Raw genomic sequence first — 25,989 nt, 5'->3', positions numbered from 1 at the left:
AATCTGAGCGTTAACGGATCGCTTCGGCCAAAGATTCGATAGCATCGACGCAAGCAGAAGCGTATTCGGCTTCTTTGCCTGTGCGTTGCCAGGCGAAATTCAAGCCGCTCGAACTGTTGAGAACATGGAACTTGCGCTTGCCGCCACCGTTTGCGATAGCTTGCAAAACGGTCTTGGCATCGCCGCCCTGTCCACCCGGAACGCCCGGAATGGAAACGCCCGGAATAAGGAACGGAATTTCATGGTTTGCAGCGGCAAAGAATGCCGTGATGCGTTCCAGTTCTTCCGGGTGCGTTGCGCCGACGACGGCTCCGAGATTTCCATTGTCCCATTCGATCAGCTTTTTTGCCACCGAGAAGAATGCAGTGCTGCCTTCGACAGGAAGATCCTGAAAGTCCGCTGCACCCTTGTTGCTTGTGCGGAGAAGGGCGTAAACGCCGCCGTTTGCCGGGTGTTCAAGGAAGGGACCGACGGAATCCTTACCCATCCAAGGGCTAACAGTCACGGCGTCTGCACCGTAAACGTTGAAGGCGGCGTCCGCATAAGCGGCACTGGTTTTTCCAATGTCGCCGCGTTTGGCGTCCAGCACTACAGGAATGCCTTCGCCCTTGTAAGCGGCGATCAGATCGTGCAGAATCTGCATGCCCTGAATGCTGATACGTTCGTAATAGGCACTGTTCGGCTTTACCACGGCCGGTTTCACGTTACGCTTGGAGCATTCTTCCAAAATGTCCATGTAGAAGAATTTGATTTTTTCTTCTTCGGACTGGACTTCACCATGCTTGCGTTCCACAGGCATCAAGGAAAGCTTAGGATCCATACCGAGGCAAATCGGGTTGCCGCATTCCTGGATTCGAGCTTCAAGACAATCGGAGAATTTCATTAGAGGTCCTTCTGAATCTTTGCCATTTCGTAAGAGAGAATGCCGTGTGCGACGGAGACGTTCAGGGATTCGAGATCGCTGGACATCGGGATCTTCACGGTTTCATCGGAAATGTCGATCAAATGCTGGTCCGTACCTGCGCCTTCGTTGCCGACGAGGAATGCGACCTTGCGGAGCTTGCGCGGTTCGATTTCAGAGAGGCTCTGACGACCGTGTAAATCCGTAGCGATGATCGTGTAGCCGAACTTGTGCAGTTCGTTGATAGCGTCGATCAAGTCGCGGTCCTTTTCAAATGGAACGCGGAGGAACGTGCCCGAGGAGCCGCGGACGACCTTCGGGTTGAACGGGTTCACGGAACCCTTACCGACGATTACGCCCGAGGAATTGAAACCGAGGCTCGTGCGGAAAATTGCACCGAGGTTCCCCGGATCCTGCACGGCATCGACGAGAGTGACGATGCTGCGGCTCTTTTCATAATTCGGCTTTGTACTTGCGGAACGGCAAACGGCGAGAATGCCCTGCGTCGTCGTGGTCGAAGAAAGACGCTTGATCTGATCTTCGCTGATGACGTGAATGTCCACCTTGAGTTCGCGAGCCTTGTCGACAGACGGCTGGAGATTTTCGAGCGGGGTGAAGGTCTCTTCACCGAGGGAGTTCAAAACCGGAGCTCCGTTTTCGTCGAGATTCTTTGTGCCGGCGACATAAACTCCGATGATGACGTCAATGTGGTTCGTGAGAATTTCTTCCACGACGCGGACACCTTCAGCGAGGAACTTTCCTTCGCGTTCACGACCTTTTTCTGTGGTGAGGGCGAGAAGGCGGCGGAACCATGCCGGGTTTGTGCCTGCGGATTCCGGAGTGATGTCCGGAGCATCGGCAAAAGAAAGAACGGCTTCTTCGTCGCGGACGACTTCATCGTCGTCATAGAGCTTGCGTTCCGGCTTCTGACGGAAAATTGGACGGTTGGCTTTATCGTCGAACGGACGGCGTTCGCCGTCGCGGCTGAAGGATCTGCGGCTGTTGCGGTCGCCGAAGGAACGACGTTCACCACGATCCCCGTAGGAACGGCGTTCGCCGTCGCGGCTGAAGGATCTGCGGTCGTCGCGGTCGCCGAAGGAACGACGTTCGCCACGATCCCCGTAGGAACGGCGTTCGCCGTCGCGGCTGAAGGATCTGCGGTCGTCGCGGTCATCGAAAGAGCGTCGTTCGTTGCGTTCACCGTTAAACGGCTTTCGGGTACGTCCGCGGTCGCTAAACGGTCTGCGTTCTCGGTCGCCAAAAGATTTGCGATCCTGAAAACGACCGTATTCGCGGCGTTCACTGCGGGTTTCCTGTGCATCTGGATCCGGAGTTTCCGGACGGCGGCCAAAACCGTGGTCGGCTGGATTATCGCTCATGCCGAACTTGCCTTCGAAGGTCTGTTTGACTACGCGCTTGGGGAATTTGTTGTTTTCTTCTGTCATAGGTCTTTCAGTAGTTTGTTTGCAATGGACGTGCCGTCAATGCCAAGCATACGATACAAGTCCGGAATTTTACCGTGTTCCACAAATGCATCCGGTAAACCGAAGCGAATCAGTTTCTTGTCGTGGAAATCCATATCGGCGAGAAGTTCTGCGATTTCAGAACCGAATCCGCCGACGATGGAGTTGTTTTCCAACGTGACAATTGTGTGGTGCGATTGGAACAGGTTGCGGTAGCCTTCCTTGTCGAGCGGTTTCACAAATTTTGCGTCCACGAGCGTGGGGTTGAAACCGTGTTCGGCAAGAATCTTCGCCGTCTTTTCAAGCTCATGCAGCATAAAGCCAACGCCCAAAAGCAGAATGTCTTTACCTTGTTGCTTGATTTGGAATTTCCCGTATTCGACGGGTTCTACTTCTGCCTTGAGTTCAGACGCAAGCGCCGAACCGCGGGGGAAGCGGATCGCAACCGGACCCTGCATATCGATTGCAGCGGTCACCATATTGCGAAGTTCATTTTCGTCCGACGGAGCCATAATGGTAAGGCCCGGGATCGAACGCAAATAGGTAAGGTCGAGGGAGCCGTGGTGGGTAGGACCGTCGGCACCGACGAGGCCAGCGCGGTCAAGGACAAAGACGACATGCAAGTTCTGCAGAGCGACGTCGTGGATGATCTGGTCGTAGGCGCGTTGGAGGAAAGAAGAATAGATGGCGACAACCGGGACGAGTCCGCCGCAGGCAAGGCCGGCAGCGAAGGTCACCGCGTGTTCTTCGGCAATGCCTACGTCGATCACGCGATCAGGAAGTTCCTTTTGCATAATATCGAGACCGCAGCCACTCGGCATGGCGCCTGTAATACCCACGATCTTTTCGTTCTTCTTTGCAAGTTCAAGAATTGTCTTGCCGAAGATGCTTGTCAGAGAAGGGGTCGGGCTCTTTGGAGAAAGAGGCTTGCCGCTCTTCGGATCAAACGGAACGGAAGCGTGCCATTGGCTCGGGTTCGTTTCGGCGAACGACATGCCGCGGCCCTTTTCCGTCATCACCTGAATGAGGCATGGACCCGGAATGGATTTTACGCGTTCGAGAATCGAAATGAGTTCGCCCAAATCGTGACCGTCAATCGGTCCGAAGTAGCGAATGCCCAAGTCTTCAAAGAACTGGCCCGGGCGGATCGCATTCTTCACAGCCTTTTCCACGCTTTGGATAAGAGTGCGGAAGTGACGACCGATGATGCCCGGAATCTTTGCCATGACGCGGTCGATATCGGAACGGACCTTGTTGTACATCGGATCGGAAATGATGCGATTCAAGTACTTCGGGAAACCGCCGACGTTCGGAGCGATACTCATCTTGTTGTCGTTCAAGATGATTGTCATGTTCTGCTTGGAAAGTCCTGCGTTGTTCAGGGCTTCGAAAGCCATACCGCCGGTCATGGAGCCATCGCCTATCACGGCGACCACGCTGTTATGCTGGTGCTGTTTATCGCGGGCGACGGCAAAGCCAAGTGCGGCAGAAATCGATGTGGATGCGTGTCCAACGCCAAACGCGTCATAAGGGCTTTCGGAACGTTTCGGGAAGCCCGAAAGTCCGCCCTGCTGACGGAGAGTTTCAAAGCGATCAAAACGGCCCGTGAGCAACTTGTGCACGTAAGCCTGATGGCCGACATCCCAAACCAGAATGTCTTCTGGGGCGTTGAATACGTAGTGCAAGGCGAGCGTCAATTCGACGACACCGAGACTCGATGCCAAATGTCCACCGTGGGTAGCGACCTGAGTGATGATCTTTTCGCGAATTTGCGTCGCCAGATCATTCAGTTCGGTAATCGAGCAGCCTTTGATGTCTTTTGGCGATTTAACGTCCTTCAGTTGCATTACTTAACTCGTGTGATAATGAATGCGGCAATAGCCTTGAGAACGGAAGTATCTCCATGGAGACCTTCGAGCTGCTTCAAGGATTCTTCGTAAAGTTCCTGAGCCTTCTTGCGGGAATTGTCGAGGCCCACAAGAGCCGGATAGGTTGCCTTTCCGCTTGCGATGTCGGAACCGGCGTCCTTGCCGAGTTCTTCCGTAGTGGAAACGATGTCGAGGATATCGTCAACGATCTGGAAGGCGAGACCGATTGAACGGCCATAGGCTTCAACCTTTTGAATGTCGGATTCGGATGCCCCGGCGAGCTGAGCGCCAATCACAAGGGACGCTTCAATCAGAGCTGCGGTCTTGTGATAGTGGATGTAGTCCACGACTTCGAGAGAAACGTCTTTTCCTTCGCTGTCGATGTCCGTCATTTCTCCTCCGATCATGCCATAGGTGCCGAGCTTGTGGGCTAGGCTTTCCATGGCTTGCGGGTTGCCGGTCTTTGCAATCAGTTCAAAGGCGAGGACGCAAAGGGCATCGCCGCTCATGACGGCAGTCGCTTCACCGAACTGCTTGTGGGCGGTCGGCTTGCCTCGGCGCAAATCGTCGTTGTCGATACACGGCAGATCGTCGTGAATCAGCGAGAAGGTGTGCAAAAATTCAAGAGCGCTGGTTGCATACCAAATGCTATCTCCCTTGCCGCCGAAAAGTTCGAATGCGGCGCAGGCAAGGCCTGGACGCAGACGCTTGCCACCGGCGAATACGGAATAGCGCATTGCCTTGTGCAAGTTGCAAGGAATATCGGTTTCAGGGGGGAGATGCTCGTCGAATTTCTTTTCGGCGAGCGTAGCGATTTTCTCGAGATAATCGCGGGCGAGATCCGCTTCTTTTTGAAGATTTTGCATACTCCCAAAGATATTAATTATTGGCTTCGGGAAAAGGGAGTGTAATCAAAATGTGAGCCCGTAAACGGTGATATCGTCAAGGGAAATTTCTTGGCCGCTTGTCGCGAAGAAATGGACACGCGTAACGGTCTTTTTGACGCTTTCCCAACCTGTGGAAAGGGTATCGTCTTCTGGGAGCTGGAAGTCGGTCGGAGACACGCTAAAACGCGTCCAAGAACTCGTTAAAGGCAGGTCTTTGGTCCAGGCTTTGAGATTGTCGGAGGAAGTGCTTTCCCATCGCTCCAAGGCAAAACGGAGGTTTCCCGAACCTTTGGCGTAAAAGGTTACGGAATCCAAGTCGCTCATATCGATGCCTTCCGTGGAAATCCGGGTTCCAAAGATCACGTAGCCGCCGGGCTCTGTCGAAAAGTATCCGCTGAAAACATGACCATTTCGGTCGGAATTATCGACGACGGCATCCCAGTAATTGCTCAATAGGGTCGGGTAATTGATCTGGGCTGCGGTGTCCGCCGAGAAGTACCAGTTTTTAGCCGCGAAGGAGACGGAGTCCTCGAAATCTTCGAAAACCATCGAAACGAATTCCTTCGAAGAGGAACTGGAAAGTTCGCTTGAACTGGACGATTCAGCGGAGCTAGAAGACTTGGACTCTTCTGGGCTGGAAGAGCTTCCGGGATCTTCGGCACTGGAAGAGCTTCTGTCCGCAAGGTCCGTGTGAATCCAGGAGCATGTCTTGGACGTTTTCACGGTCAGGTTCGTATCGGCGACAACGGATTTCCGGTCTTCGGAAAGGGCAAAAATCTTGAGTTCGCCGGCAGGAAGTCCCGACAGTGTAAAGTTGCCCTCGGAATCGGTGCGCACGAGAATATCAAGACCGTAGACGCCGATCCAAGAGGTAAGAGTTTCACCGTTTCCATCGGCAAAGGTTCCCGAAACGGTTCCCGGAGCTTCGAGGGTAATTTCTCCCAGGTCCAACGTGTTCCCGCTATAGGAAATTTCTTCGGAATGGAGTTTTCCGCCTAACGCAATGGATAGACGGTATTTGCCCGTATCCAAATCTTCGAGGGTAAAGCCGCCGAGGCTATCCGTTTCATAATTCGGAACAACGACCGTTCCCGTGGTATCGTTCGAAATAAAGTCCGCTTTGTGCAGGGTAACGCCTGCATAGGAGGCAACCATGCCATCGGAAATCACCGTGGCAACGATACCGTTTGTCGTTTCGCTACCGGGACCTTTGGCTTGCGAACTGTCGCAGCCCCAAAGCCCGAGCAGTGGAATCGCTGCTGTTAAAAACCACTTACTCGCTCTCATCCTTCACCACCCTTTTTATCGAGCAATGCAATGGGGAACAGCTGAACGTTCAGCTGGTACACTGCATCGTCGTCCGTCCCTTCGTTGGACAGACGTAAAAGTTCTCTGCGAAATTCTTGAATGCGTTCGCGGACAAGTCCAATCATATTGCGGTTGAACGTCATCGTTGCCGTGCTGATATCACGCAGGGGAGGCTTGTGTCTCGAAAGAGACTGGCCTGCGAGTGCGATGGTATCTTCCTGAAAACGACGGACCGCTTCGGAACGCCAGTTCCCACCGGTGCTTACGAAGGTTTCGGTGACATACCAGAATCCTTCAGCATCGAGCTTGATCATCTTCAGGTCTTTTAACAGTTTAACGGCATCCTTCGCTTCGCGTACAGAAATCGCTGGGGTGCAGGATTCTGCGAGGCGCTTGTAACTTTCCTCGGTGTCGCGGAAAGCGTCTATGCCGAGAAGCGAACGGATTGCATTCGAATACCAATGTCTGTAAAATTCGAGTTCTTTCGCATCGAGGCGCTTAATGGAAACGCCTTTGATGGAGAGCATTTTTTCGTAATGGTCGAGAGCTTCCTTGTCGCTTTTCGCTCTTCCGAAAAGAACGAGTTCGGTCCAGTAGGCGGATTCCTTTTCGTTCAATCCGAAGAATTCGGCGGTCGGCTGAATATATTTGATGGAAAGTTGGATTTTTCCCTGGGCAACGCGTAAAAGGTTACCCGGATCGCCCCCGATTTTTGAAGCCATATACCGCCAGGATACAGCGCATCGCTCCTTCTTGTAATTTTCGAAAGCGTCGCGTAACCAGGCTCGGTAATCTGTGTAATCAAAAATTGGGTTCATGCTCTCAAAATAATTGGAAAAACGGACGATTCAAGGCTTTGGAGTTGGATGAACGTTGTAAAGATTTACAACGGAACCGTTTCTTTTAGGGCAGATAACTTAGCAAGAATAAAGCGTCCCAAGGAGAGCAGAGCTGTGCTGTAGAGGAAGTAAAGGAAGGTGGCAAGCCCGGAAATCGTCAAAGCGGAGTCCGGAAGCGGTGCAAATGGCAAAATTTTTGGGGTCAGGGTCAAAGTGACGATTGCCCCGATGACGAACGGGATTACGGCGATCATTGTCAAATCCGTCTTGTTCCCTTGGAGAACACAACAGGTGGATGTGATCGTGCGCACAATGAAAGAGGCGAGCATAAAGACGAGGGCGAAGAGCCAAATTTCAGGATCGAGGACGTATTCCGTCAAAAAAACGGCTCCGACGACATACGTGTTCATCATGGCGAGCCATTTGAATTTTTTCCGGGAAAAATCCGTCGTCGGCTTGGCGTAAAGGCCTCCGTAAGCAAAGACGAGAAGCGTCCCAAGCCAGTACAAGAGAACGCTGTAAAAACCTTCGATGGAAAGCAGCAGGGATGATTCGCCAATAAACGCCACCGCGTACGAAAGCGCTACGGCAAGAGCAATCAGAAGCGCGTCTCCGAGCAACAGGAGAATACGCTCCGAATTAAAGTGGAAAATAGACCTCAACTGCATAGTTTCAATCTAAACAAAAAAATCCCGAGCAGAACGCACGGGAGAATGCAGAATTGTTTTTTTACTAGAAGATTTTGAGATTTTGAATCTTGCCGCCCTTTTCGCAACGGGCTGTCAAATTGCAGTTCTTTTCCGGCACAAAGAAAAGAATCGCCTTTTCGAAATCCGTGTTGTCTTCGGGATTGGCGCACTGCCCGCGGAATTCAAGAGCGGAACCTTCTTTTGCAGCGACGCCTAGATATTGAACGTTGAATTCCTTTCCGTTCTTGGACTTTTCCTGGATAACCTTGTCTTCCATTAGGGTACGGGTCATCGAAATCAGGCAGGCTTCTTCCAAAGTCGAATCGATTTCGGCTGGCTTGTAAGACGGATTGACCGCCTGGACATCGCCTTCAAAGCCGTACCAGTTCACGGACAGCGGAATGAATTCGGGAATCTTCTTGGCGCAGCCGAAAAGGAATGCCAATGTCAAGAGAAGTAGAAATTTTTTCATAGTCAAATCTTTTTGATTGCGGCCGTTACGCTGTTTCTACCTCCGCGCTTCGAACTGTAGAGAGCCTTGTCCAAATGTTCGAAAACGATCTTCGGATCTTCATGCGGGAGCATTTCGGCAACGCCGAACGAGCAGGTGATCTGCTGTTGGGAAATCAGCTGAGTATTTTCCACGTTCACACGGAGCTTTTCGGCGAGGAACTGGGCGTTCTGCAGTGGCGTGTCGCTGCAGAGAATCACGAATTCTTCACCACCCCAACGCACAAGGGCATCGGTTGTACGGATGCGGCTACGGATGAGCTTAGAAAGGTTCACGAGCACTTCATCGCCAACGCTGTGGCCCCAAGTGTCGTTGATCTTCTTGAAGAAGTCAATGTCGAGCATGATGAACGAGAGGGCGCCTCCGCCGTTGTTCAAACGTTCCTGTTCGCGAGTCAGAACGCTCGTGAAACCGGCGCGGTTCAAGCAACCTGTAAGGGCGTCTTCCTTCGAAGCTTTTTCGTAGTCGGACTTTTCGACTTCAAGGACGACCAGGTTGTGTTCCAGTTCTTCGCGACGTTTTCGTTCCGTGTTGCGCTGAATGCTGTAATCACGCAGGCGAAGAATCAGGTAGAAGAGGAAGGAGAAGAACCAGAGAGCGATAAGAACGAACATCAACTTTTCGGCAGAAATGAGTTTCCCCTTAAATGTGATGCCCATGATTTCGAGAGTGCCGTAACCGAGAGGCGCGGCGGTTCCCGTCTGGATTTCAATTAACGGGATATTCGAAAGATCGACGCGGGCGTGGTGAGCGTTCACGTTGTGCTGAGAAACCCACCAACCGGCAACGCGGAATTCAATCGGAACGAAAACAGCGGGGTAGGTTTCTTCGAGCGGGAAGAATTCGAGCTCATTGAATTTCAGAGTCGACTGGTCTCCGGGTTTCGAAATGGAATCGTCCCAGGCGCGCAGGTAAAGACGCACTGAGCCTTCGCCACGCGGTTTCACCCAAATGTAAATGCTGTCGTAATGGGAAAGGTCCTTGCCGTGGCTCTTGCCGTCACCCAGATAAATCTGCATGTTGACGTAAGGGTAGGGATAACCTTCTCGCAGTTCGTAATCCATGACGATGGAAGAGTCCGTGCGGGTGAGTTCCAAAACGGAAGCTCCGCCGTCTACCGAGTCTGTCTGGCCTACAATGTATGGATAGGTGGCTGGCTGGATGGTGTAAATGTCGTCCATCCCATATTTATTCCAAAAAAGTGCAATCACTGTGACGGAAAGCAAGAATGCAATCATCAAGTTCAAGCGGAAAATGGACATTAATTTTAGCCAAATAACTTTCATAAGTTATATTTAAAATACATTAAATAGATTTTTTCTGAATCGAAATATCCTTAATTTTTAGATACAAAGATTCTGCCATCTGCTGATGACGCTGTAAGTTTGGATGAAAATCGAGCCCGGCATTGTGCGGAGTCTCTAAAAATAGGTGTGAAACGTCCCGGTTTCCACGGCTAAGTTCTTGGGTAAGAACGGTTTCCACCCTTTCCGGCAAATAGTTCACCGGGTAGACTTCGGTCGAAATCAGCACGAACTGCGGTCGCGTATAGTGCTCGCGAAGCTTGTCCAAAAAATCCGCATAGGCGCTATCAAAGGCTTTTGCCTCGGGATGCGGGCCTTCTCCCTGCCAATCGTTGATGCCGACGAACAGACAAACGACCTGTGGATCGAACTGTTTAAAGTTCCATAAGGGAGAACTTCCCAAGGGCGCTTCGCCACCGAGTGTGTATGCGTACAGTTTGGGAATCGTCCAGTTCGGCGCCATGCGCATGTAGTTTTGTACAAGGCCGCGTCCGCTGTAAGCATTGATTGCAAAGGACGCTCCGAGTTTTTGGGCGGTCAAAACGCCGTAGCTCTGGGAAGCGTCCGTCGTCGTAAAAGGGGTTCCCGTAATCGGATCGCGAGCTGCATTTCCAAAGCCTACCGTGTAAGAATCTCCGATGAATTCGATTTGCGAAATGCCGCTTTGGGAGTGAGCGCTCGTGCTTTGGGATTGGGAAACGGTCGGCGCCGGGGATGTGCTGTAAAGCGCAACACTTCCGTATTCCGATTCGGTCTTCTTCCAAATGCGAGCTGTATGAACGCCTGAAGAGAGACCTTCGGCGACGTGGTAGAGCTTGCGTTCGCGCGTCAAAAGCTCCGGAAGTTCGTTTCCGTCAATTTCGACTTTGAAACGGGCTTCTCCCTCCATTTCGAGATCGAGAGATTGGCCTTCAAAAGAAAAAGAAAAATTGGCGGCGGGGGCACAGGTCCTTGCCTTTTCGGAATCGAGAGCCCAGCGCCCTTCCCATATTATGTTTTGAAAATCCATCATGCGGAGAGCAATATAAAATCTATTTTGGGAATATGAAAAGAAAAACCTGGAAGAAGTTCCTTTATACGGCCCCGATCCTTTATGGAGTCGCGCTAGGCGTGGACTTGTGTCTGGGTGGCGCACCCGAGGTTCCGGAACCGGGATCGGCGGCGGATACGCTGACGATTGTAGATAAACGAATGGCGCACCTGGTTTACAATCTGCTCGATTCGAACGGAATGATTAGAGGGGCAGATCTTGTCCGGGGTGAAAAGCTTTTTATGCGGAATTGCCGCCCGTGTCACGGTGATGACGGAAGGCGTATGAACCTTTCGGGCGATATGTGGCATCCGCGGTACATTGGAACGACGGCCCATGACGAGGCTCCGACGTTCTGGTACATGATGAATTTTGGAGATTCCGTTCGAGGCATGTTACCGTATTACGACGAAATCCCTTTGGATGAAATGGTTGATATCGCGGGTTTTTCGCAGACTTTGCCACGGCATCCGTGGACTGCGGAAGAAGCTGCCGCGGCGATGAAGGAAGATTCCATTCTGGAAGAAAGACGAAAAAAGGCGAATCTTCAGTGATTCGCCTTGAATTCAAAACTGTGAAAATTTTAGTTCGGCATCATGTCCGAGAAATCGTGTTTCTTCGACTTGCTTTTGGACTGTTCCTTGGCGAGCTTGCGGTTGGTGACCGAACCGACCGTATAATAGCGACCGTCTTTATAGATAATCGCCGTGTAAATATTCAAGCTCTTGTGGTTTGTCCACTGCTTGTACAGGTTATGAACGCTGGGCTTGATGTCGGCTTCCTGAAGTTCCGTCGTACGAACCTTTTTGCCGTAACGATCGACAAACCGGTCGGACATGTATTCGAGAGCTTCGAAAACTTTGGGGAGACGGTCGACTTCCATACGGCCAGTGCGAACTTCAAAGGCGTAGAAGTGATCGTTCTTGTTGAAGAGGAAATCGACCTGCACCGGCAGTTCGTCCATCATGTACACAGGGATTACAACGCGGTCTGCTCCATCAGCGGAACCCAGCGGGTCGTATCCCAGCTTCATGATTTCTTCGATAACGCTTTCTCTGTTGAGTCCAAAGTTAATGCCAGCAAAGCCAGTCGAAGACTGTGCCCAAACCTGGATAGCCAACAAGGCGCAAACAATGAGAATTACTTTTTTCATCGTGTCTCTATAAGTAACCACACTGAGTAAAACATAGTAAACAAATGGAAAAATTTGAAAGGGTAAAGAACAAAAAGGGATGAAAATAGAGAAAAAAACGTTGAAGGGCCTTATATTGTTATATTTCGCCATATATGTCTAGCATTTACGGTAAATTATTTTCGGTTTCCACCTGGGGCGAATCCCATGGTGAAGCGGTTGGCGCCGTCATTGACGGTTGCCCTGCAGGACTTCCCCTTTCGGAAGAAGACATCCAGCAGGCGATGGATCGTCGCCGTCCGGGGCAAAATACCCTGGTGACGCCGCGAAAAGAAGCGGACAAAGTGCACATTCTTTCAGGTGTTTTCGAAGGAAAGACGACAGGAACACCGATTTGCCTCGCTGTTTGGAATGAAAATCAGCATTCCAAGGATTATACCGAGATGATGAACTGGTACAGACCGGGACATGCGGACCTGACTTACGATTTGAAGTACGGATTCCGCGATTACCGTGGCGGCGGTCGTGCTTCAGCGCGTGAAACGCTTGCCCGTGTAGCTGCCGGTGCTGTGGCAAGTAAAATTTTGAAACTCGCCTGTGGAACGGAAATTTTGAGTTGGGTCGAATCGGTGGGAACCGTGACCTCGAACGTGGATGCGTCGAAGGTGACCCTCGAAGCCGTGGAGGCGTCCCCGGTTCGCTGCCCAGATCCGGAAGCGAGCGAAAAAATGGCGAAGGCCGTGGCAGAAGCAAAGTTTGCGAAGGATTCGATCGGAGCGGTTTTGGCTTTGGATATTCGCAAACCTCCGGTTGCAGTCGGGGAACCTGTGTTTGATAAGGCTCAGGCGGTTCTCGGCGGGGCGCTTCTTAGCATTTCTGCCGTGAAGGGCTTTGAAATTGGTGAAGGTTTCCATGCCGCAGAATTGCACGGCTCGGAAAACAACGACGTTATCCGTTTTGAAGACGGCAAGTACCGCACCCTGACGAATCACGCGGGCGGTATTCTCGGCGGTATCACGAACGGCGAAACAATCCATTGCCGTATTGCTTTTAAGCCGACCGCGACGATTGCCCAGGAACAGGAGACGGCTGGCCGCGATCATCAAAACGGGACGCTTGCTGCCCGTGGACGTCACGATCCTTGCGTCGCTTTGCGCGCTCCGGTGATTGTGGAAAGCATGGCGGCTATCGCGCTTGTGAATCTGTTCCTCGAACAGCGCGCACGAAAGCTGTTCTAAAGAAACGCTTTTCAGTCTTGAAGGTATAAAAAAGCGGTCTAAAATGCAGACCGCTTTTCTATTTGAATTTTTTAGTGTCGACCAAAACGACGCGTCTTACGGAAAGGCTTGTCGTCGCGTTCGCGGAATGGACGTTCGCGGAAGTCCTTTTTGCCCTTGCGGCGGTCACCGCGGTTGCGGTCTCTGCGGCTCACGAAATCGCGGTTGCGCTTTCTGTCTCCAAAGGATTCGCGTTCGGTCGGCAAAGGCTTGTCGTCGGTCATGAGACGGAACTTCGAAGGATTGCCGCGGATGGTCATTTCTTCGAGGATCATCCTGAGTTCCGGGGCGAGACCTTCCGGCAGTTCCACGGTACTGAAACGGTCGAAAAGTTTAATGCGTCCGATTTCACCCGAAGAAATTCCGGATTCGCCGGCGATGGCGCCGACGATGTCTCGCGGGGAAACGTGATCACGACGTCCGACGCCCAAGTAGTAACGTTCGTAACCTTCTTCGACACCGTTGTCCTTTTCGACGCGTGGAGCGTGGTCCTTAGGACCGTTGCCGAACTTGTCTTCGCTTGCTTTGCGACGTTCTTCGCGGAGTGGAACCGATTTGATGTCCGGAAGATCCGTGGGGAAGAGCGGCTGACCAGCCTGGGCGAGCTTTGTTACAGCGGCTGCGATTTCAAGAGCCGGAATCCCCTTTTCTTCGACAAGGGCTTCCACCAGGTTGCGGAATTCTTCGAGAGCGCCTTCGGCGAGGGTGTCGAGAACCTTTTGCTTGAACATGGAAACGCGGCGTTCGCTGATCTGTTCGCCCGTCGGAATTTCCATCGGGTCGATCTTTTTGCGGGTTGCCTTTTCGATCATCTTCAGCATGCGACGTTCGCGCGGAGTGATGAAGAGGATGGCGTTCCCTTCGCGGCCTGCACGAGCAGTACGGCCAATGCGGTGCACGTAAGATTCGGTGTCGTAAGGCACGTCGTAGTTGATGACGTGAGATATGCGGTCCACATCGAGTCCGCGGGCTGCGACGTCCGTGGCGACGAGAATGTCGATCTTGCCTTCCTTCAAGCGGTTCACGGTGCGTTCACGGAGAGTCTGGGCGAGGTCGCCGCTTAAAGGAGCTGCGTTAAAGCCCCGGGCTTCCAAACGTTCGGAAACGTCGGAGGCGAGCTGTTTTGTGCGCACGAAGATAATCACACCGTCATAGGTTTCCCCTTCGAGAACGCGGGTGAGGGCTTCCATCTTCTGTTCGGAGCGAACGGTCAGGTAACGCTGACGGACCTTATCGACCGTAGCGGTTTTCGCTTCGATGCAAGCTTCTTCGTATTCGCCGAGGTAACGGTCGATGATCTTTCGAACGTTCGACGGCATCGTGGCGCTGAAGAGACCGCGCTGTGCACTTTGCGGAATTTTGGAAAGAATCTCTTCGACTTCGTCCATGAAGCCCATGTCGAGCATTTCATCGGCTTCGTCCAAGACGACCGCCTGGACATTTTCAAGGCTGATCGTTCCACGCTTCAGATGGTCGATCAATCGACCCGGCGTTGCCACCACGATCTGCGGGGTACGCTTCAAGGCGCGAAATTGAATGCCGATATCTTGTCCGCCGTAAACCGGAACAACATGGACATACGGCAGGGCGACTGCAAAATGCTGAACCGCTTCGGCAACCTGGACTGCCAGTTCGCGGGTCGGGGAAAGGACGAGCATGGAGGTTTCGCCCTTCTTGAATTGCAGGTGGGAGAGAAGCGGCAGCGTAAAGGCTGCAGTCTTACCTGTACCCGTTTGAGCTGTGCCGAGGAGATTTTTCCCCGAAAGAAAAATGGGGATAGCCTTTTCCTGGATGGGCGAGGGAGTTTCGTAGCCGGCATTTTTGACTCCTTCGAGAACTTCAGGAGAAAGTCCCAAATCGCTGAATTTTAACGCTTTTTCTGCGAAATCGGATGTTTCGGTTACACCATTTTCAGCGATAGTCAGTTCAGAATTGTTTTCATCTTGCATATTAGGGATGCAATATAGAAATTCGAACCTTTTTTTGAAAGCCCCTCGGTTTTTTGAAATTTTTTTATAAATTTGGTGACACCAACGGAGAGATGTCGGAGTTGGTCGATCGAGACGGTCTCGAAAACCGTAGACTCCTTCTAGGGGTCCGAGGGTTCGAATCCCTCTCTCTCCTCGCACAAAACGCCACCCATTCGGGTGGCGTTTTGTGTTTTAAGTCATTTCGATGTATTTCTTTCGGAATTCCGCTTCGGGGAGAGGCTTCGAAAAGAAATAGCCTTGGATGAGATCCGCCCCGGCGTTCTTCATCAAGGAAAGCGATTCTTCGGTTTCGACGCCTTCTGCGCACAAACGAATTTTTCCGTTCTTGCAAAGGTCTGCGACGAGTTTTAAAATGGCGCGGTGCTGTGGATGCTTCACAAAGTTCTGTGTCAGCTGAAGGTCCAGTTTTAGGATGTCCACAGGAATATCGCAAAGAACGATCAGCGAAGCGTAGCCTGTTCCGAAATCATCTAAGGCTGTCATCACGCCGTGGCGCTTGAATTCTTCAAAAAGCTCAGCGAATTCCTCCGTCGATTTCACACGGCAGGATTCCGTGAGTTCAAGGACAAGCGCGGAACCGGGCAGACTGTATTTTTTGAGCGTGTCAAAAACGAATTTCTTGAATCCGGGGACGTGGAATTGAATCGTGGAAACATTGACGTGAATTTGTTTGAAATCCGGATTGATCGTTTGCCATTCTTTAACGGTTTCCATCGCCTTTTCAATGACCCACGCTCCCACGGAGATGATGTCTTTTGAGGTTTCCAAGATAGGAATAAAATCCATGGGACTGACCATGCCGAGTTCCGGCGTGTGGAAACGGAGAAGCGCTTCGGCGGACTCGCAGATTTTTTCTTCCGAGTGGACGATGGGCTGGTAGAAAAGTTCAAAACCTTCAAAGTGGTTGCGGATGCTCTTTTTGATTGCTTCGCGCAACTGTGCCTGGCGAATGTTTTGCAGGTAAAGGTCGTCCGTGTAATAGACGAGTTCTCGGCTGTTGTTCTCCTTGGCGTATTCGACGCCGTAGAAAAGGTTTTGCTGCAAGCGGTCCACATCGACACCGTTGGAAGGGAAGATGGTCGCTGAGCAGACAAAATCCTGATTGATTTCGATGTTGTCTACTGTGACATGGCTCAAAACTTGACGGATCGCTTCAAACGCCGCTTGGATGTCGGACTTTTTGCACGACTTGATGATGACGGCAAAGTTTGAACCCTGCATTCGGAAAATGGAATCTTCCTTGGTGAGGGCTTGCTTGAGAAGCGTTCCCATCGTGTAAAGAAAACGGTCGCCAAAAGAATAGCTGTAATCGTCGATGATCCTTTTGAAGTTGATCAAGTCGAACATCAGGATCGCGCCACGGTCGTTTTTCTGCAAACGATTCTGTAAATTATCGCGGAACTCGTGGACGGTTCTCAAATTCGACACGGGGTCGATCTTGTTTCGGTAACCGAGAGGGCGTATAAAGCCCGCGGCGTGATCCGGATTCCCCTTTTCATCGTAGTAGATGTAGCTGCTGCAATGTAACCATTCGTATTTGCCTGTCGCAGTGAGAATCCGGTATTCAATATCGTGATGATTCCCATGACTGGACAAAACAGAATCGAAATAGCCGTGGAACAATTCCTTATCATCAGGGTGAATGCGGTTTTCCCAAAATTCACGAATGTTTTCGATGCACTCTTTTTCAAGCCCCAAATATTTTTGCGCAGATTTTGACCATACGGCAATATTTGCCTTCATGTCGCTTGCAAAAAAATATGCCGAGTCGGAGCTGTTGGATAACGCTTCGAACAAGTGCTTTTCATTGTCTTCAAAAATATGGACCATACCAATCCTAGACTTTCCTCATAGATAATATATGATGCAAATTTTTAAAAAGGGAAAGGTTTGAAAAAGAAGTCTTGGGAAAGATTGTGAAAACAAATGGAATCTTCCAAGTTGGAATAAAAGTTTTTTTGCGCAGAAAACAGAAAGCGACCGCATTTCGCAATCGTTTTCTGTTTGAATATTGGGTGGATTAGACGAGCTTCTGTCCAAAGACTTCGTTCCACGGAAGGCCCCACTTTCCGATTTCCGCCATAAACGGATCCGGGTCGAACTGTTCCATGTTGAAGACGCCTTCGCCCTTCCACTTGCCGGTGAGCATCATGGCGCCGCCGAGCATCACTGGCACGCCCGTGGTGTAGCTCACAGCCTGAGCCTTGACTTCCTTGAAGCATTCGGCGTGATCGCAGACGTTGTAAACGAAGTAAGTCTGCGGCTTGCCGTCTTTGGTTCCGGTGAGCTGGCAACCGATGCAGGTCTTGCCGGTGTAATTCTGCCCGAGCTGTCCTGGTTCCGGAAGAAGAGCTTTGAGGAATTCGAGCGGGATGATCTTTTGACCCTTGAAGTCCACTGGGTCAATGCGGGTCATGCCGACGTCTTCGAGAACGCGGAGGTGAGTCAAGTATTCCTGACCGAAGGTCATCCAGAAACGAGCCTGCTTGATTGGAATGTTCTTGACGAGAGATTCGATTTCTTCGTGCCAAAGGAGGTAGCTTTCGCGCGGACCGACCTGCGGATAGTCAACGCTTTTGTGCTCGGACATCGGCGGAATTTCGAAGTATTCGCCGTCCTTGTAGAATTTGCCCTTCTGCGTGACTTCGCGGATGTTGATTTCCGGGTTGAAGTTCGTTGCAAAGGCCTGGCCGTGGTTGCCCGCGTTGCAGTCGACGATGTCGAGGGTGTCGATTGTGTCAAAGTAGTGTTTCTTGGCGTAGGCGGTATAGACGTTCGTGACGCCCGGATCAAAACCCGATCCGAGGAGAGCCATAATGCCAGCCTTCTTGAAGCGGTCGTGGTATGCCCACTGCCAAGAGTATTCGAAGTGAGCCTTGTCCTTCGGTTCGTAGTTCGCCGCATCGAGGTAGTTCACGCCTTCGGCGAGGCAAGCATCCATAATGGCGAGATCCTGGTATGGAAGGGCCACGTTGATAACGAGTTCCGGTTTGAAATCGCGAATCAAAGCGGCGACTTCGGCTGGCTTGTCTGCGTCAACGGAAGCGGTATGGACCGGAATGTTCTTGATATCCTGTGCGATGGCGTCGCACTTCGACTTGGTACGGCTGGCGAGGAGAATTTCAGAATAGACTTCCGAGTTCTGGGCGCACTTGCGGACCACTACATTGGAAACGCCACCGGCGCCGATAATCAAAACCTTGGACATTTTTCACTCCATTGGAAAAAGTTTTGAAAACAAATATACTATTTTAAAAAATGGGATTATATAAGAGCTATGATGTTTCGTTGCTTTAAAAAAGTTTCTTGGGTTTGGTTTACACTCTGCATGTTTTTATGCGTGTCGTGTAATTCCGAACAGAAACAGGGTAATGAAGCACTGCGCATGGGTGATTACGACCGGGCCATTCAAAAGTTTTCCCAGGTTCTCGACGCAGATCCCGCCGACAGGGATGCCCGCTACGGAATCGCTCTCGCCTACTTTGGAAAAGCGGAAGCCTCCGAAAAAATCGGCCAACCGTCAATCGATCTGTGGATCAAGACCCAGACCGAATTCCGCATTCTGCAAAAGATAGACAGCACCGTCGCCCGCGCGATGCATTCCACGGCACTCTTCTATTTGGCGCGTGCCAAAGTGATGGAAAATTCGCAGGCGAAAGTTCTCGGTATGCTGGACGAATCGATTGAACTCGACAGCACGAACGACTTTAGCTTGAACCTAAAAGGGCTTGTACTGCAAGGGATGGGCGACGAAGAAGCCGCACAAAAAATATTTACCGATATCCTTTCGAAAAATCCGAATTTTGCCCCGGCCTATTCCAATTTGGGAAACCTTTATTGGGAACAGGGAAAAATCGAAGAGGCCTGGGATATTTGGTCCATGGGGTCGATTCAGTTTCCTAAAAACAGTCATTTAAAGCGTTGGACAAAGATTGCGGAAGACAGCTTGAAGTCGAATGTCCTTGAGGCAGAAGGGAAAAATCCATGATCGAAATGGAAAGGCGTTTGACCGGTTTTCGAAAGGTTCGAACCGGTGGGGAAGCGACTGTCTATCGCGCTTTGCTAGACGGGCAAACGCCGGTTGCCTTTAAGTGGTATTTGGAAGAACGAAAGGTCGATCCCGAAAAAGTCGAGCTTTATATTTCTCACGCTTTTGAAGGAACTTCCCGCCTTTATGGTGCCGGGAAATGGCAGGGGAAGCCTTATTTTGTTTCGGAATATATCCGTGGAACGTCCAGTGCGGAGCTCGCCCCGATTCCTCCGAAAAGAGCGATTCACATGATTCGGACTCTCTGCGCGACCCTTTCGACGATGTCGGAAGCGGGAGTCTTGCACGGGGATTTAGGACCGGATAATGTGATGGTCGATGCCGATGGAAATCCGGTGCTGATCGACTTTGGAATTCAGGGCTTAGGCACTCCGAAATTTTCCGCTCCGGAACGTTTTGAAGGCTCTGCGCCAACGGTCAAGAGCGAGATATTTAGTCTCGGAGCGCTCCTGTATTATTGGATTGCCGGGGAGCCTTTGTTCGCAGGAGATACTTTCAGTTCCATTGAACAGGCGGTCTTCCATGTGGATTCTTATGACGCATCCATGCTCTTGTACGGTCGCGGGAAACTGGCTGCGGAAGAACTCCGCGCCTTCCAAAATCTGTGGCACGGAATGCTTCGTCGGAACCCGGATCAACGTTTTGAAGATTTTGAAGAATTTGACGAATGCCTTGAAATTGCCGAAAATGAGCTGTCCCAGAACTATTTTGCAGGGGAACGAGAAAAGGAAGCGCTTTGGAAGGATGGTATTCGCCTTTCCATTCGAGAACGGGAGGCTGAAATTGACCGGTCTCCGGAAGAAGCATTCTTCTCTGTACCTTTAAAATTCGAAAAAACTGTAACCAAAAGTACCGAAACAAAAAATCCCGCTGGGAAGTTTTTACTCGGTGGTGCAGTTTTCCTGTTCGTTACCATTTTACTCGTTTTTATATTCTTTTTTAGGACCTATTCCCCGGATGTGGAAAACGTCGGAAAGTTAATGCTTGAAAATTCTCGCGCCCATCAATTGGGAAATGACGCAGAATCTTTGCAACCGGATTCTGTTGCCACTGTTCGGGGAATTATGACGGAAATGGAGAGCCTTTCCACGGATGCGCAATAACCGGTCAAAGGAGAAAGCATGAACCAAGAATTGATGCAGGCATCCTCGGAGCTGCTGGATACCCTTTCGCAATTACTCGACGAATCGACTCCGCAAGAACTTTTGCCGATGATTGCAAAAGTCGCATGCCAGGTTTTGGATGCGGACGCAGCTGTGCTTGAAATTCCGGCGGAGCTCGCAGATGAACCATTCCGTTTTGCCTATCCTACGTCGGTTGCAATTTCTTCGAGCGCCGTGCGCCGAGCACGTGAAGAAAAACGTGCGGTTCTTTGGAACCAGGCCGATGGCGACATAGCCGATATTTCGAAGTCGATTGTGAAGAACAAGCTCACGAGTATCATGGTCGCTCCTTTCCAGACTCCGACGACCGATATCGTTTCGGGCTTTTTGTACTTGCAGCGCGAATCGCGCAAGGATCCGTTCGGAGATTTCGAAAAGAAGCTCTTTGATAAGTTCGTCTCGGTTTCCGAAAAGATTGCTTTCTCCGCATACAACCGCCAGACCGACAAGGAATCTTTGGACGTGCTTCGCGGTGTAACCCGTAAAGGTTCGATCGTTTTTGCGTCCCAGGCGATGGCGGATATTATTTCCAAGGCAGAAAAGTTTGTGGCGCTCCCGGCGCCTGTGATTATTCGCGGTGAAACGGGTACGGGTAAAGAAGTTCTTGCCCGCTGGCTGCACAGCCAGAGTCCGCGCGCGGAAAAACCTTTTGTGGCGATCAACTGCGGAGCGATTCCAGAGAACCTGATCGAATCCATTTTGTTCGGTCATGTGAAGGGGTCTTTTACCGGTGCAATCGACACGCGCAAGGGCGTTTTTGAGGAAGCCGAAGGCGGTACGCTTTTCCTCGATGAAATCGGTGAACTTCCGTTGAACATGCAGGTAAAGCTTTTGCGAGTGCTGCAGGAACATCACATTACACGCGTCGGCGATAACCGTGAAATTCCGGTGAATGTGCGCATTATTTCGGCCACGCATGTGAACCTCGAAGAAGCGATGAAGGAACATCGTTTCCGTGAAGATCTTTATTACCGCATTCAGGTGATGTCGATCGACATTCCTCCTCTGCGTGAACGCGGTCAGGACGTTCTTTTGCTCGCCGAAGATTTTGCCAAGCGCTATGCTGCGGAATACGGACTTGGAAAGTTCCACTTCTCCCGTGCGGCGGAAAAGGTTTTGCTCGCCTATTCTTGGCCGGGTAACGTCCGTGAACTTGAAAACAAGGTGCAAAAGGCGCTCGCTCAGGCGGATCGTCGTATCATTCAGCCGAAGGATCTTGAACTCGATGTGCTTCGTGAACGCGTGAAGGAATCTCCGAGAACGCTCAAGGAAGCCCGTGAAATTTCGGACCGTGCCGTGATCGACGCAGCTCTGCGTGATTCGAACGGAAACCTGACTTTGGCCGCGACCATCTTGGGCATTGACCGTAAGGTGCTCCGTGAAATCATGGAACGTCTCGATATCAAAAAAGAAGATTACAAGAAGCCTTCGGGGAAAAATAAATCCGAAGACTGATTTTTTGATTATTTTTTAGGACGAACCTGGTTGAGGGCAATTTGAATTGGCATAATTATTGCGAGATGTAAGGTATGGTCATGAAGAATTTCTGCATATCCGTTCTGCTCGTCACAGCGTTAGGAGTCGCTGCGTATGCCCAGTCCATGCCCGAATCGCAGGTTTCTAGCCCTGTCGAAGAGTCGGTATCCTCGGACCGATCCTCTTTGGATGCGAAAAACGCCTCTTGGGAGCAGAAACGTGCAGAACGCCGTGCTGCGCGAGAAAAAATTCTCGCCAAACTGCGTGAAAGTTCCTCTCGGGAGAAGGCTTTCGTACGGGAATCGCTCTCGAAAAATCGGGGTGAAACGCCTCGAATGAGGGTTGAATTCCCGAAAAATGAAATGAAGTCTCCCCGCAATTTTGAAGGTGGTCCAGAAAAACGTCCTATGCGTGACGACCGCCGGATGATGGGCCCGGGGCGGGAGATGCCACCGCCGCCTCTTCCTGAGTATGGCGATCCTGATTAATTATTGATGCGGCGCGGGGGGTGGTTTCTCCTGTTGGGGTGCGTCCTGTTTTTTACAAACGGGGCGTTTGCGCATGCGGTGCAGGATTCCCTTTTTGAAAAGGCCTTGGACGCGGAAAGCGCAGGCGATGTCGTGCAGACGATCGCCCTTTTGGAACAGGCGAATAGCTACCAGGGAAAGTACAATGCCGAAATCCGCGAAATTTTGGATTCTTATTATGAAGCCCTGCAGATGAAGGATTCTTCCACAAGGGATTCTGCGGTTTCTTTTGCATCGGAAGACTCGGCGAAGAATCGGTTGAATTTCCTTTCGCGTGTAGAATTTATCGGAATTAAGTACGATGAATATGGGGATTCGCTCGGGGCGAATGAATATTCGGGCGAAGCTTATTTGCAAATCGGTGCGGAATATGAAATTCGAAGAGGAACCTTATCCCATTTTTTCATGGCGAGTTTTTCCACGGTCCAGTTTATGCGGGAAGACGGTACCGTTTTTGATACGAGCCGTTGGGCCTTTACGCCGAGTCTTGAATATACGGTCCAAGGGGATCGATTTGTGGCGAGCCTGGGCGGTGATGTGAATATTTCCGAGAGGGATGGCGCTGTGTTCGGAGTCAACCTGGCTGTGGAAAAGGATTTTTACGTTTTGGAGGATTACCGGGCTGGTGTGAGTGCTTTTGGCTATTTGAATGATCGTATTCGGACGCATGCGAAGATCGGTGGTTATTGGGAATACCGTCCGCAGTATGGATTCTGGACAAACCTTTCGCTTTCGGGACGTTTTGAACGCGATACTTCGGTCAGCGCCTACTTTTGGCATTCTACGGATACGGGATTCGGCGGTTTCTGGGAGTATGGGGCAGATTCTTCGATACCGGTTCTCGATTCGGTGCAGGAACGTTATTACTTGGGACGGAATGTAAAAATCGGTCCAGAAGTCCGCATGCAGATGGGTTTCCGTTTCAACAAGATGTTCTCTTTGGATTTTTTGGGTTACTTTTTCTGGTCGTACAATCCGTTTGAAGATGAGTGGATGACTTTTGTCGATGAAGTCGAAGGGCAGGCAGGTTGGGTAAATTTGACGTGGAACCGTGAAATTTTGCAGGGATCGGCACGTTTGCGCTTGAACTGGCATGGTGAACATTTTGGAACCTATCTTTCCGTTTGGACATATTTTCTCCGATATTTGGATTTGCCGAGCGGCCATCCAGAAATCTACGCCTATGCGTATATCCTCGGCGAAATAAGGCTTGGAGCGACTTTCCGCTTTTAAAAAACCATATTTTTTGACATTTGGCACGATATTTGCAATATGTTGGGCATGAAGAAGATGCTCCTTTATATCCTTGTAATGTGTGCGGCAGTATTTGCTAGCGAGGATGAAGGGGTTTCTTCTTTAGACTACAAACTTGCTAATCGTTCTGTCTCCGAGGATGAAATTGTGGATCGCGTCCGCGAGCTCTCTTCGGAATCCCGTTCGTCTTTGGTGGAAATGCGTATGAACCATCAGACGAATCGGATGGAACGCATGGAAGGACGCTTGGAATTCATGTGTGAAAATAAAATGATGAAAATTCGGGAAGACAAGTTCCGACCCAGGGAACAAGTGAAAATTTTCGATAAAGATTCTCAAAAATGAGGCTTGGAATCGCTTGAACATTTTTTTTGAAAAACATATTTTGATTGTACCCCAAACCAAACCCAAGGTCTCGCTCGTTCGAGCGAGGCTTTTTTGTTGCCGTTTGAACGGGTTTATGGGGGAATACGAGCGGTCTACTAGGTTGTTCAAAAGCGTTTTTTCTATTTTTTGCGCCGTATGTTTACGGGAATTGTTCAAGCAACTGGTGAAATCGTTTCTTTAGAGAATCGTGGTGATGCGCTTACGATGCGTATTCGCTCGCCGGGATTCTTTAAGGCGTGTAAACTGGGTGATAGCGTTGCCAATAACGGCGTATGTCTTTCAATCGAAAGCCGTACGGATGATGAGGCGACTTTTTGCATGATGCACCAAACTTTGGCGAACACTTCTTTTTCGAGTGCAAAAACTGGAGATTTGGTAAATCTGGAACTCGCTTGCCGTGCGGATTCTTACATGGGAGGCCATTTTGTGATGGGCCATGTGGATACAGCGGTCAAAGTCCTTTCGATAATCCCGCGTGAAACGGGTGGAGAAGTGGAACTTGAATTGCCGGAGAATTTAAGACGCTATGTAATTCGCCGCGGTTCGATTGCGTTGAATGGAATCAGCTTGACGGTTGCAGAAAAGAATGAGAAGTCGCTTCGCGTGGCAATCATTCCGGATACGCTTTCCCGTACGAATCTGCGTACATGGGAAGTCGGTACCGTGGTGAACGTGGAAGTGGATATGCTCGGCAAGTACATTGAAAATTATTTAGAGGAAAGAGACCGTGCTTAACACGATTGAAGAAGCCATCGAAGATTTTAAGAATGGCAAGTTTCTCGTTGTCGTGGACGATGAAGATCGTGAAAACGAAGGCGATTTCATTATTGCGGCAGAAAAGATCACCCCGGAAAAGGTGAACTTTATGTTGCATGAAGGGCGCGGAGTTCTCTGTTGCCCGCTGCCGATGGCCCGTTGCAAGGAACTCGGACTTTCCCGTCAGACTGTGGAAAACACTTCCGTTCTGGGCACACCGTTCACGATTATGGTGGATAAGATTGAAGGCTGCACCACGGGCGTCTCGGCTCACGATCGTGCTGCGACAATCCTCGCTCTTTCCGATCCGAATTCGAAACCGGGTGACTTTGGCCGTCCGGGTCACATCTCTCCGCTGTATGCGCAGGAAGAAGGCGTTCTCCGCCGCGCCGGTCACACGGAAGCTGCCGTGGACCTTGCAAAGCTTGCAGGTCTTCGCCCCGCCGCCGCTCTCATCGAAATCATGAATGAAGACGGTACCATGGCGCGCATGCCGCAACTGCAGGAAGTCGCGAAGAAGTTCAACCTGAAAATCATTTCGATCCGAGACTTGATCGCTTACCGCCTTCGCACCGAATCCTTTGTGCAACGCGTTGCCGCTCCGCATGTGCCGACCAAGTTTGGCGATTTCCACGCGATCGGTTTCCGTAGCAAGACAGATGGCTCGGAACATATCGCCTGGGTGACTGGTGAACTCGACTTCTCGAAGCCGGTCTATGTGCGTGTACACAGCGAATGCTTGACCGGCGATATCTTTGGCTCCCGTCGTTGTGATTGCGGGGCTCAGCTCGAAAGCGCAATGCGTTTTATCGGTGAACACGGCGGTGTCTTCCTTTACATGAGAAATCAGGAAGGCCGCGGTATAGGTCTTTGTAATAAGCTCCGTGCTTATGAACTCCAGGAACAGGGCCTCGACACGGTCGAAGCGAACCAGCGCCTTGGGTTTAAACCGGATTTGCGCGAATACGGCATTGGCGCTCAGATCTTGAAAGATCTCGGCGTTCGCCAGATGCGTCTTCTTACGAACAATCCTGCCAAGGTGACGGGTATCGAAGGCTACGGCCTCGAAATCGTGGAACGCGTCCCTATCGAAATTCCTCCGACCCCGGAAGATCGTTTTTACTTGCAGACGAAGAAAAAGAAGATGGGTCACATCTTGAACAATTTGGATAAATAAG

General features: G+C 50.9%; 24 protein-coding genes and 1 tRNA gene. 11 read left to right on the top strand and 14 right to left on the bottom strand.

The window, feature by feature from the left end; genetic code table 11:
• Positions 1–10: 10 nt before the first annotated feature.
• The 10 genes from pyrF to BGX16_RS02610 all read right to left on the bottom strand — a co-directional run bounded on the left by pyrF (position 11) and on the right by BGX16_RS02610 (position 10,782).
• Entirely contained in the window at positions 11–883 is an 873-nt protein-coding gene (gene pyrF, locus BGX16_RS02655) for an orotidine-5'-phosphate decarboxylase (protein WP_100424669.1), read from the bottom strand.
• Entirely contained in the window at positions 883–2,346 is a 1,464-nt protein-coding gene (locus BGX16_RS02650) for a TrmH family RNA methyltransferase (protein ID WP_100424668.1), read from the bottom strand. Before BGX16_RS02650 ends, pyrF begins: the two co-directional genes overlap by 1 nt.
• Entirely contained in the window at positions 2,343–4,211 is a 1,869-nt protein-coding gene (dxs, locus tag BGX16_RS02645; protein WP_100424667.1) for a 1-deoxy-D-xylulose-5-phosphate synthase, read from the bottom strand. Before dxs ends, BGX16_RS02650 begins: the two co-directional genes overlap by 4 nt.
• Positions 4,211–5,098: a polyprenyl synthetase family protein gene (locus BGX16_RS02640; protein WP_100424666.1), complete on the bottom strand. Its 888-nt coding sequence runs from the start codon at positions 5,096–5,098 to the stop codon at positions 4,211–4,213. The genes dxs and BGX16_RS02640 overlap by 1 nt, the downstream gene beginning before the upstream one ends.
• Positions 5,099–5,143: 45 nt before the next feature.
• The gene (locus tag BGX16_RS02635; protein ID WP_100424665.1) at positions 5,144–6,406 is read right to left on the bottom strand and encodes a hypothetical protein; all 1,263 of its coding nucleotides are present in this window, start codon (positions 6,404–6,406) and stop codon (positions 5,144–5,146) included.
• Positions 6,403–7,245 (bottom strand): TIGR02147 family protein, encoded by an 843-nt coding sequence (locus BGX16_RS02630; RefSeq protein WP_100424664.1) that lies wholly within the window; start codon positions 7,243–7,245, stop codon positions 6,403–6,405. The genes BGX16_RS02635 and BGX16_RS02630 overlap by 4 nt, the downstream gene beginning before the upstream one ends.
• 65 nt (positions 7,246–7,310) lie before the next feature.
• Entirely contained in the window at positions 7,311–7,934 is a 624-nt protein-coding gene (locus BGX16_RS02625; RefSeq protein ID WP_100424663.1) for a hypothetical protein, read from the bottom strand.
• A 64-nt stretch (positions 7,935–7,998) separates the two neighbouring features.
• The gene (locus BGX16_RS02620) at positions 7,999–8,427 is read right to left on the bottom strand and encodes a hypothetical protein (protein WP_100424662.1); all 429 of its coding nucleotides are present in this window, start codon (positions 8,425–8,427) and stop codon (positions 7,999–8,001) included.
• Positions 8,428–8,429: 2 nt separating this feature from the next.
• Positions 8,430–9,752: a GGDEF domain-containing protein gene (locus BGX16_RS02615; RefSeq protein ID WP_100424661.1), complete on the bottom strand. Its 1,323-nt coding sequence runs from the start codon at positions 9,750–9,752 to the stop codon at positions 8,430–8,432.
• Between the two features lie 19 nt (positions 9,753–9,771).
• Positions 9,772–10,782 carry an SGNH/GDSL hydrolase family protein gene (locus tag BGX16_RS02610; protein WP_100424660.1) on the bottom strand — a complete coding sequence of 337 codons (1,011 nt, stop codon included), beginning with the start codon at positions 10,780–10,782 and terminating at the stop codon, positions 9,772–9,774.
• 32 nt (positions 10,783–10,814) lie between these two features.
• Here BGX16_RS02610 and BGX16_RS02605 point away from each other — a divergent pair, with 32 nt between their 5' ends.
• Positions 10,815–11,354 carry a c-type cytochrome gene (locus tag BGX16_RS02605; protein ID WP_100424659.1) on the top strand — a complete coding sequence of 180 codons (540 nt, stop codon included), beginning with the start codon at positions 10,815–10,817 and terminating at the stop codon, positions 11,352–11,354.
• A 29-nt stretch (positions 11,355–11,383) separates the two neighbouring features.
• On the opposite strand, the gene BGX16_RS02600 is transcribed toward BGX16_RS02605, so the two are convergent.
• Positions 11,384–11,953 carry a hypothetical protein gene (locus BGX16_RS02600; RefSeq protein ID WP_100424658.1) on the bottom strand — a complete coding sequence of 190 codons (570 nt, stop codon included), beginning with the start codon at positions 11,951–11,953 and terminating at the stop codon, positions 11,384–11,386.
• A 134-nt stretch (positions 11,954–12,087) separates the two neighbouring features.
• On the opposite strand from BGX16_RS02600, the gene aroC reads away from it, so the two are divergent.
• A complete protein-coding gene (gene aroC, locus BGX16_RS02595) occupies positions 12,088–13,170 on the top strand; it encodes a chorismate synthase (protein ID WP_100424657.1) in 1,083 nt (360 codons plus the stop codon).
• Between the two features lie 71 nt (positions 13,171–13,241).
• Here aroC and BGX16_RS02590 read toward each other — a convergent pair whose 3' ends face one another.
• Positions 13,242–15,158 carry a DEAD/DEAH box helicase gene (locus BGX16_RS02590; RefSeq protein WP_100424656.1) on the bottom strand — a complete coding sequence of 639 codons (1,917 nt, stop codon included), beginning with the start codon at positions 15,156–15,158 and terminating at the stop codon, positions 13,242–13,244.
• Positions 15,159–15,244: 86 nt separating this feature from the next.
• Here BGX16_RS02590 and BGX16_RS02585 point away from each other — a divergent pair.
• Positions 15,245–15,333, top strand: a tRNA-Ser gene (locus tag BGX16_RS02585).
• A 38-nt stretch (positions 15,334–15,371) separates the two neighbouring features.
• On the opposite strand, the gene BGX16_RS02580 is transcribed toward BGX16_RS02585, so the two are convergent.
• A complete protein-coding gene (locus BGX16_RS02580; protein WP_100424655.1) occupies positions 15,372–17,030 on the bottom strand; it encodes a GGDEF and EAL domain-containing protein in 1,659 nt (552 codons plus the stop codon).
• A gap of 190 nt (positions 17,031–17,220) precedes the next feature.
• Positions 17,221–18,408, bottom strand: coding sequence for a saccharopine dehydrogenase family protein (locus BGX16_RS02575; RefSeq protein ID WP_100424654.1), 1,188 nt, complete (start codon positions 18,406–18,408; stop codon positions 17,221–17,223).
• Between the two features lie 69 nt (positions 18,409–18,477).
• Between BGX16_RS02575 and BGX16_RS02570 the strand changes: the two genes are divergently transcribed.
• From BGX16_RS02570 to BGX16_RS02535, 8 genes are all read left to right on the top strand, one after another.
• A complete protein-coding gene (locus BGX16_RS02570) occupies positions 18,478–19,188 on the top strand; it encodes a tetratricopeptide repeat protein (protein ID WP_100424653.1) in 711 nt (236 codons plus the stop codon).
• Complete coding sequence (locus BGX16_RS02565; protein WP_100424652.1) at positions 19,185–20,351, top strand: serine/threonine protein kinase; 1,167 nt, start codon at positions 19,185–19,187, stop codon at positions 20,349–20,351. The genes BGX16_RS02570 and BGX16_RS02565 overlap by 4 nt, the downstream gene beginning before the upstream one ends.
• A gap of 18 nt (positions 20,352–20,369) precedes the next feature.
• On the top strand, positions 20,370–21,866 hold the full coding sequence (locus tag BGX16_RS02560; protein ID WP_100424651.1) for a sigma-54 interaction domain-containing protein: 1,497 nt from the start codon (positions 20,370–20,372) through the stop codon (positions 21,864–21,866).
• A gap of 74 nt (positions 21,867–21,940) precedes the next feature.
• Positions 21,941–22,375 (top strand): hypothetical protein, encoded by a 435-nt coding sequence (locus BGX16_RS02555; protein ID WP_100424650.1) that lies wholly within the window; start codon positions 21,941–21,943, stop codon positions 22,373–22,375.
• 78 nt (positions 22,376–22,453) lie between these two features.
• Positions 22,454–23,647, top strand: a complete 1,194-nt coding sequence (locus tag BGX16_RS02550) for a hypothetical protein (RefSeq protein ID WP_100424649.1) — start codon at positions 22,454–22,456, stop codon at positions 23,645–23,647.
• A gap of 48 nt (positions 23,648–23,695) precedes the next feature.
• The gene (locus tag BGX16_RS02545; RefSeq protein WP_146139407.1) at positions 23,696–24,013 is read left to right on the top strand and encodes a hypothetical protein; all 318 of its coding nucleotides are present in this window, start codon (positions 23,696–23,698) and stop codon (positions 24,011–24,013) included.
• A gap of 177 nt (positions 24,014–24,190) precedes the next feature.
• The gene (locus BGX16_RS02540) at positions 24,191–24,790 is read left to right on the top strand and encodes a riboflavin synthase (protein ID WP_100424647.1); all 600 of its coding nucleotides are present in this window, start codon (positions 24,191–24,193) and stop codon (positions 24,788–24,790) included.
• A complete protein-coding gene (locus tag BGX16_RS02535) occupies positions 24,783–25,988 on the top strand; it encodes a bifunctional 3,4-dihydroxy-2-butanone-4-phosphate synthase/GTP cyclohydrolase II (RefSeq protein WP_100424646.1) in 1,206 nt (401 codons plus the stop codon). The genes BGX16_RS02540 and BGX16_RS02535 overlap by 8 nt, the downstream gene beginning before the upstream one ends.
• Position 25,989 lies beyond the last annotated feature (1 nt).

Origin of the sequence: Hallerella succinigenes (assembly GCF_002797675.1) — a bacterium.
Lineage (GTDB): Bacteria > Fibrobacterota > Fibrobacteria > Fibrobacterales > Fibrobacteraceae > Hallerella > Hallerella succinigenes.
The sequence above is the reverse complement of the archived record's forward strand: the minus strand, read 5'-3'. Positions and strand labels throughout refer to the sequence as shown.